At 65.7% G+C, this 6,892-nt stretch carries 6 protein-coding genes; 3 read left to right on the forward strand and 3 right to left on the reverse strand.

All coding sequences use genetic code 11. The features are described from left to right. Nucleotides 1-7 precede the first annotated feature (7 nt). A complete protein-coding gene (locus ASE88_RS07210; protein WP_156356972.1) occupies nucleotides 8-910 on the forward strand; it encodes a hypothetical protein in 903 nt (300 codons plus the stop codon). A 30-nt stretch (nucleotides 911-940) separates the two neighbouring features. Here ASE88_RS07210 and ASE88_RS07215 read toward each other — a convergent pair whose 3' ends face one another. From ASE88_RS07215 to ASE88_RS07225, 3 genes are all read right to left on the reverse strand, one after another. Next, complete coding sequence (locus tag ASE88_RS07215; RefSeq protein ID WP_055879005.1) at nucleotides 941-2,047, reverse strand: glycosidase; 1,107 nt, start codon at nucleotides 2,045-2,047, stop codon at nucleotides 941-943. Nucleotides 2,048-2,217: 170 nt separating this feature from the next. After that, complete coding sequence (locus ASE88_RS07220; protein ID WP_056477051.1) at nucleotides 2,218-2,976, reverse strand: SDR family oxidoreductase; 759 nt, start codon at nucleotides 2,974-2,976, stop codon at nucleotides 2,218-2,220. A 44-nt stretch (nucleotides 2,977-3,020) separates the two neighbouring features. Continuing rightward, nucleotides 3,021-3,902 (reverse strand): alpha/beta fold hydrolase, encoded by an 882-nt coding sequence (locus tag ASE88_RS07225; RefSeq protein ID WP_056477215.1) that lies wholly within the window; start codon nucleotides 3,900-3,902, stop codon nucleotides 3,021-3,023. A 37-nt stretch (nucleotides 3,903-3,939) separates the two neighbouring features. On the opposite strand from ASE88_RS07225, the gene ASE88_RS07230 reads away from it, so the two are divergent. After that, nucleotides 3,940-5,316: a protein adenylyltransferase SelO family protein gene (locus ASE88_RS07230; protein WP_056477054.1), complete on the forward strand. Its 1,377-nt coding sequence runs from the start codon at nucleotides 3,940-3,942 to the stop codon at nucleotides 5,314-5,316. A gap of 35 nt (nucleotides 5,317-5,351) precedes the next feature. Then, nucleotides 5,352-6,764, forward strand: a complete 1,413-nt coding sequence (astD, locus tag ASE88_RS07235; RefSeq protein WP_056477057.1) for a succinylglutamate-semialdehyde dehydrogenase — start codon at nucleotides 5,352-5,354, stop codon at nucleotides 6,762-6,764. Nucleotides 6,765-6,892 lie beyond the last annotated feature (128 nt).

Below are 6,892 nucleotides of genomic sequence, written 5' to 3' on the forward strand. Positions count from 1 at the left end.
GGGGATCATGCCTCGTTTCATATTGTTGGCCTGGGCTTTGTGGTGCGTTGCGGGTCCTGTCGCTGCCCAACAGCCGGCGCGAGACGCGACCGCGCCGGCGACACCTGCCAACGAGTTCGTGGTTGGCCCCGTCGAGCTCCTTCAGGACGTCAACGGCACGCCTGTCAGGATCGTGGCGAACAACTACTTCCAGGTGCTCGGACAGTCCGATGGGCTTCATCTCGCATCGCGCATGGAGATAGATCTGTCCGATTTGCAGCAGAAATTTCCGTCAATCCTTGGGGCGATACCGTTGCCGAGCGACAATTGCGCGAGCTATAAACCGAACAATCTCGTCGCCAGTTTGCCAGCTCGCGAATTACGCGCCGAAAACGATCACGCGACGATGGCAATCGCAGGCAGAGTGGAGGTCTGGAGCTGTTTCGAAAATCCGGTTCCGAAGACCAAGCTGAGTTGGAAAATGAAATGCGTTTTGGGCATCTGCACGAAGCTTCCTGTCATTGAAACCTCCCCAGGAGATCCGTTCAAGACCCGCGCCGCTTCGCAATCTTTCAACGCAACGCTGCCGGTCTATTTTCGACGGATCAACGACACGTCGCTCGGGATTGTCATGGGCACGCCCAATGTCTCGCTCACGGGACAATATGTCTTCGTTACCAAAGGGATTTTGAGCATTGCGAACATCGACGTGAACGAGGAGGCGCGGAAGGCACTGAGCAAGGCCATCGCGCCGAACGATCTCATCAAGACAATACCCGAAGAATTCCTCGTCATGAAGCCGTCGATCTCCGACGCGAGCTTTTACCTCAATAACGGACAGCTGTTTGCCCGAGTATCGGCCAACGCGCTGATCCCGCCGGAAAAAATCACGGAGTGGATCAAGCTCATGATGAAAAAGCCGACCCCTTGACCGACGTGGCTTGGGCGTGCGGTCTGCGTTTCAAGTAAACACGTCCTTCGTGATATGCGTGATCCGGCAGGCCAGGTCCGCCTCGCCGCTTGCCACGACATAGAAATCGCCCGCGTCGGCGATGCCGGTCGTGAAGACGACATTGTCGAGATAAAGGCTGTCCTTCAGCGGTTCGGTCAGCGCGGGGTTCGGCTCGAGCAGCGGCGCGTGCTCCGTCGCGACGGTGATCGACGGATCTTGCCTGTCGAGGATCGACCAATAGGTGCGGTAGATTCCCACCACGCCCGACGGCTCGACGCCGTGCCACAAGGTCAGCCAGCCGCGATCGGTCAGGATCGGCGGCGCACCGCCGCCCATCCGCGCGGTCGAGACGGTGGCGGCGTGCGGCCGGATGCCGGGCTTGTCATGCGGCTTCCAGTGCAGCGCATCGGGCGAGCGCGACAGGTTGATCGACGGTCCCGCGCGCCATTCGCTGCCCGGCGGATAGGCGAAATACAAGTCGCCGAGCGGCCGCGTCTGCGCCCAATATTGCCCGTCGATCAGCCCCTCGAAGATCAGCATGTCCTTGTTCTGGTGATCGAGCACGATCCCCTCGAGCTGCCAGTCGAGCGCATCGGCGGACGAATACAGCGTCGTCGAATGCCGCTCCGGGCTGACCGAACAGGTCGTCATCAAATAGCGGTCGCCGACCTTCGAGATACGCGCATCCTCGACGCCGTAGCACTGGTACGAGGCGCGCGGCGCGATCGCCTTCTCGTAATGCACCGCGACCACCGAGCGGCCTTCCGCGTCGAGTTCGACCGGCAGCAGCCATGACAGCGAGGTCAGCGCCATCACCTTCCAGCCGCCGCCGGGGATGAGGAATTTGCGCGGATCCTTGGTGTCGACCATCTGCAACGGCCATGCATCGCGCAGATACGCGCCATCCTGCCAGCGGATCGCGTGGACCTTGCCGCCCTTGATCGGCTCGCGCAGCGCCTCGGCCACGCGCACCATGAGCAGCAGGTTGCCGTTCGCCAGCCGCGTCATCCCCGGATTGAACGCGCCAAGCACATAGGTCTCGGCACCGACCTTGCCCGCCAGCGGCGAGCGCGAGAGGTCGATGTCCGCGGGGGTGAAGACGAGCTGATCGAACATGCTATTCTCCTTGGTGATGAATGGCGACGCGACCATTCATAGCGTTCGTCATCCTGACGAACGTCAGGATTCAGAGCCATGCAGGACGCCTTACCGTAACTCTGGATCCTGACTTTCGTCAGGATGACAGGAGGGATTGCGCCTGATGGCATACCGCCAACCGGTCTGCGTTACTCCCCCTCCAACGCCCGCGGGACGATGACGATCTGCTGGATCACCGACCGGGTCGGCTGCGTCAGCAGAAATTCGACCCCCGCAGCGATATCCTCGCCGCGCAGCATCTGCTCCGCCGCGATCATCGCGCGCTGCTTCTCGTCGGGCACGTCCGGATATTGCATGTTCGAGCCGACCTTGCCCGGCTCGATCAGCGACACCCGGATGCCCTTGGGACCCAGCTCGCGCCGCAACGCCTCCGAAAAGCCGGCGATGCCCGACTTGATGCCGGCATAGACAGTCGAGCTCGGCCCGAGGATGTGCGCGCTGAGCGAGCCGATCAGGACCATGTCGCCGATCGGCGTCATCCGGTGCGCGGCGTGGTGTGCGCTGAGCAGATAGGCGGTGAAATTGACCGCGATCGCATACCGCAGCGCGTCCTCGTCGATCTGCGTCAGCCCGCCCGCGGCCACCGCCGCGTTGATCACGGTGATGTCGAACCCGCCAAGATAGGCCTCGCCCGCATCGAAGAAGGCGCGCACCTTGTCGGGGTCACCCAGTTCGGTGACCATGCCGTCGCCCGTGCCGACCGCCCGGATCTGCGCCAGCGCGTCCTCCAGATGGCCCGCGTCGTGGCCGCAGATATAGACGCTGACCCCCTGCCCCGCGAGCATCACCGCGATCGCCCGCCCGATCCCGGTCGTCCCCCCGGTGATGATCGCCCGGCGACCCTTCAGGGGACGGGCATTGGTATGAAGATCGGCTTGGTCGGTCATTAAATATCCCGGGGCATCAGCGGAGTGCGTCGCATCCGGCGGGCTTAGGCGCGGAGCGGCGCCCCCTCAAGCGCGCGCACCAGCAACCGGTCGATCGGAGCCTGCACGATCGTCTCGGTCAGCATGGGGGCATGGCCGACGCCCGGCACCGTCACCAGTTCCGCCCGGTCGAGCGATGCCACCATCCGCTCCGCCGTCGCCGCCGACAACAGGTCCGATCGCCCGCCGCGCACGATCAGCGTCGGTACGTCCCGCAGCGACGCGAGCGCCTGCCACATGTCCGGCCCCGCTTCGTTGCCCGGCACGCGGAACGGCTCGGCGATCTTCAGGTCGTAGTCGAGCACGATCCGCCCCGAACTGTTCAGCCGGTACAGACGCTTGGCCATCGCCAGCCAGTCCTCGATCTGGCAGTCGGGATAGACGTCGCCGTTATTCTCCGCGACGCAGCGTGCGGCGTGCATCCAGGTCGGGAAGACGCTCGCCTTGCCGACATACCCCCGGATCCGCGACAGGCCCTGCGCGTCGACCTCCGGCCCGACATCGTTGAGCAGCGCCGCCACCATCCGCCCGCGCGACGGCCCCGCCATCAGCATCGCGACGATCCCGCCGAGCGACGTGCCGAACGCAACATAGCGATCCACCCTCTGCTCGGTCAGCAGCGCCTCGACGTCCTGGACATAGGTCAGCGGGACATAGGACATCGGATCCTTCGCATAGGCGCTTTCGCCGCGGCCGCGGAAATCCACCGCGATCAGCCGCCACCGCCCCGCCAGCCGCGCCGCCAGCGCATCGAAATCGCGCGCGTTCCGCGTCAGCCCAGGCATGCACAGGATCGGCGGCTGGCCTTGTTCGCCACCCGGATAGTCCCGCGCGTGCAATCTCAGCCCGTCGTTGGACCACCAATAGAGGTTTTCGTAAGCGGCCATGGTTGCGTCCTTCGGGTAGCGGCCACCATATCGCCGCATGCCCATCGACCCGCAAGCCTTCCGCTCCGCCCGCTATCGCCCGGAGACTCGCCTTATGACGCTGGGAGAGGGCTTCTTCGATCCGGTCGTCCCCGCCGACTTTCCCGAGACGCGACTCCGCTTCCGCAACGATCGCGCCGCCCGGCAGATCGGGCTCGAAGCGCTGGGCGACGCGGCGTGGACCAGCCATTTTGGCCGGTTCGTGCCGTTGCCCCGCACGCTCCCGCAGCCGCTCGCGCTGCGCTATCACGGCCATCAATTCCGCCAGTACAATCCCGAGATCGGCGACGGGCGCGGCTTCACCTTTGCGCAGATGCGCGACGATCGCGACCGGTTGATGGATCTCGGCACCAAGGGATCGGGGCAGACGCCGTGGAGCCGGTTCGGCGATGGTCGCTTGACGCTGAAGGGCGGCGTGCGCGAGTTCCTCGCGACCGAGATGCTCGAAGCGCTCAACGTGCCGACCTCGCGCACGCTGTCGCTGATCGAGACGGGCGAAGAGCTGCAGCGCGGCGACGAGCCCAGCCCGACACGGTCCGCGGTGCTCGTCCGCCTCAATCACAGCCATGTCCGCATCGGCAGTTTCCAGCGCCTCGCCTATGAGCGCGACGAGGCCGGCCTGCGCGCGCTCGTCGGCTACACGCTGCGCAACCTGTACGACGAGGACAGCGACGACCCTGTCCGCCTGCTCGACCTCGTGGTCCGTCGTACCGCGCGTCTCGCCGCACGCTACATGGCGGCGGGATTCGTCCACGGCGTGCTCAATTCGGACAATATCAACGTCACCGGCGAGAGCTTCGATTACGGCCCGTGGCGCTTCGCCCCGACCTGGGATCCCGCCTTCACCGCGGCCTATTTCGATCATCAGGGGCTTTATGCATTCGGCCGTCAGCCCGAGGCGATCCACTGGGACGTGATGCAGCTCGCGATCGCGCTCCGCCAGATCGCCGAGAGCGAGCCCTTGGTGGCCACGCTCGACCAGTTCGGCCCGCGCTATCAACCCGAAGTCACGCAGGCGATCCTGTGGCGGCTGGGCGTCCGCCCGCGCGATCCAGACACCGACCGCGACCTCGTACAGGCCACGGAACGCGCGCTGCGTACCTCGGGCGTCGGCATCGACCGCCTCTTCTTCGATGCGTTCGGCGGCGACCTGCCCGAGACCTACGCGGAACCCTGGGCCGAAGTCCGCACGGCGCTCGCGTCCTATGAACCACGCAAGGATCGATCGCACGCCTATTGGTCGGGCGAACCGTGCAGCATGCTTATCGACGAGGTCGAGGCGATCTGGGCCCCGATCGCCGAGCGCGACGACTGGACGCTGTTGAACGCAAAAGTCGCCGCGATCCGCGCCATGGGCGAAGCGCTCGCCGAATAATTGGAATCACGTCTGATTTGAGGCAAGAGCAGCGCATGTCCGACGAGATCATCTCTTACGAACCGGCAACCGGCGCGATTCTCTGGCGCCATCCGATCGGCGACGTCGATGCTGAAGTGGCCTGCGCGCGGGCCGGATGGTCGAGCTGGGCGTCGAAGCCGCTCGCCTTCCGGATCGAGACGATGCGGCGCTTCGCTAATATCGTCCGCCAGCGCAACGACGCGTTTACCGATCTGATCGCGCGCGAAACCGGCAAGCCGATCTGGGAAGCGCGAGGCGAAGTCGAGACCGTCATCGCCAAGGTCGACATCTCGGTCAGCGCCTATGCCGATCGCACCGCACAGCGACGGCTCGAGGCGACGATGGGCTCGCGCATCGCCGTTCGCCACAAGCCGCACGGCGTGCTGGCCGTTCTCGGGCCCTATAATTTTCCCGCGCATCTGCCCAACGGCCACATCGTGCCAGCACTCATCGCCGGCAACGCGGTCGTCTTCAAGCCATCCGAGAAGACCCCCGCGGTCGGCGCGTTCCTGGTCGAATGCTTCCGCGCCGCGGGCGTGCCGGCAGAGTGCATCCGGCTCGTGATCGGCGGCCCGAGCGAAGGCAAGGCGCTCGCCGCGCACCCCGATATCGACGGGCTGCTGTTCACCGGCTCGGCGCATACCGGCCTCGCGCTCAACCGCGCGTTCGCGGACAAGCCCGAGAAGATCCTTGCGCTGGAGATGGGCGGCAACAACCCGATCGTCGTGTGGGACACCCCCGACCTCCACACCGCCGCGATCCTGATCATCCAGTCGGCGTTCACCACCGCGGGCCAGCGCTGCACCGCCGCCCGCCGGCTGATCGTCGATACCAGATTATACGAGCCGCTCATCGCGACGCTCGACAAGATGGTCGGCCGGATCATCGTCGGCGAACCGCACGCCAACCCGGCGCCGTTCATGGGCCCGGTGATCGACAATGACGCGGCCGACCAGCTGTCCGAGAGCTTTCTTGCGCTGCTGATGCGCGGCGGACGCCCGATCCGCCATCTCGAACGCCCGGTTGAGGCCCGGCCGTTCCTCAAGCCCGCGCTGATCGACGTCACCGATGTCGCCGACCGGCCCGATGTCGAACTGTTCGGGCCGATCCTGCAGGTCGTGCGCGTCGACGATTTCGACGCCGCGATCGCCGAGGCCAACGCCACGCGCTACGGCTTGTCCGCCTCGCTGATTAGTCAGACGCCCGCGCTCTACGACCGGTTCTGGGCCAATATCCGCGCGGGCATCGTCAACTGGAACAAGCCGACCAACGGCGCCTCCTCGGGTGCGCCGTTCGGCGGCATCGGCTGGTCGGGCAACCACCGGCCGAGCGCCTATTACGCGGCGGACTACTGCGCCTATCCGGTCGTCAGCAGCGAATCCGAAAGCGCGCGCGCCAGCATCGGCATCGGCCTGGCGGACGGGTGACCGCCGCCGATCCTCCCCCGCCAGGGGGAGGTGGCGCGAAGCGACGGAGGGGGCGGACATGGAGCAGCGGTCATCGCTTACCTCCCCCTCCGTCTGGCAAGAGCCAGCCACCTCCCCCTGGCGGGGGA

It is taken from the genome of Sphingomonas sp. Leaf38, assembly GCF_001421825.1.
Lineage (GTDB): Bacteria > Pseudomonadota > Alphaproteobacteria > Sphingomonadales > Sphingomonadaceae > Sphingomonas.

Excerpts from the sequence above, each read along its gene's own strand:
- ASE88_RS07210 (WP_156356972.1), top strand. The coding sequence starts at position 8 with ATGCCTCGTTTCATATTGTTGGCCTGGGCTTTGTGGTGCGTTGCGGGT.
- ASE88_RS07215 (WP_055879005.1), bottom strand. The coding sequence starts at position 2,047 with ATGTTCGATCAGCTCGTCTTCACCCCCGCGGACATCGACCTCTCGCGC.
- ASE88_RS07220 (WP_056477051.1), bottom strand. The coding sequence starts at position 2,976 with ATGACCGACCAAGCCGATCTTCATACCAATGCCCGTCCCCTGAAGGGT.
- ASE88_RS07225 (WP_056477215.1), bottom strand. The coding sequence starts at position 3,902 with ATGGCCGCTTACGAAAACCTCTATTGGTGGTCCAACGACGGGCTGAGA.
- ASE88_RS07230 (WP_056477054.1), top strand. The coding sequence starts at position 3,940 with ATGCCCATCGACCCGCAAGCCTTCCGCTCCGCCCGCTATCGCCCGGAG.
- astD (WP_056477057.1), top strand. The coding sequence starts at position 5,352 with ATGTCCGACGAGATCATCTCTTACGAACCGGCAACCGGCGCGATTCTC.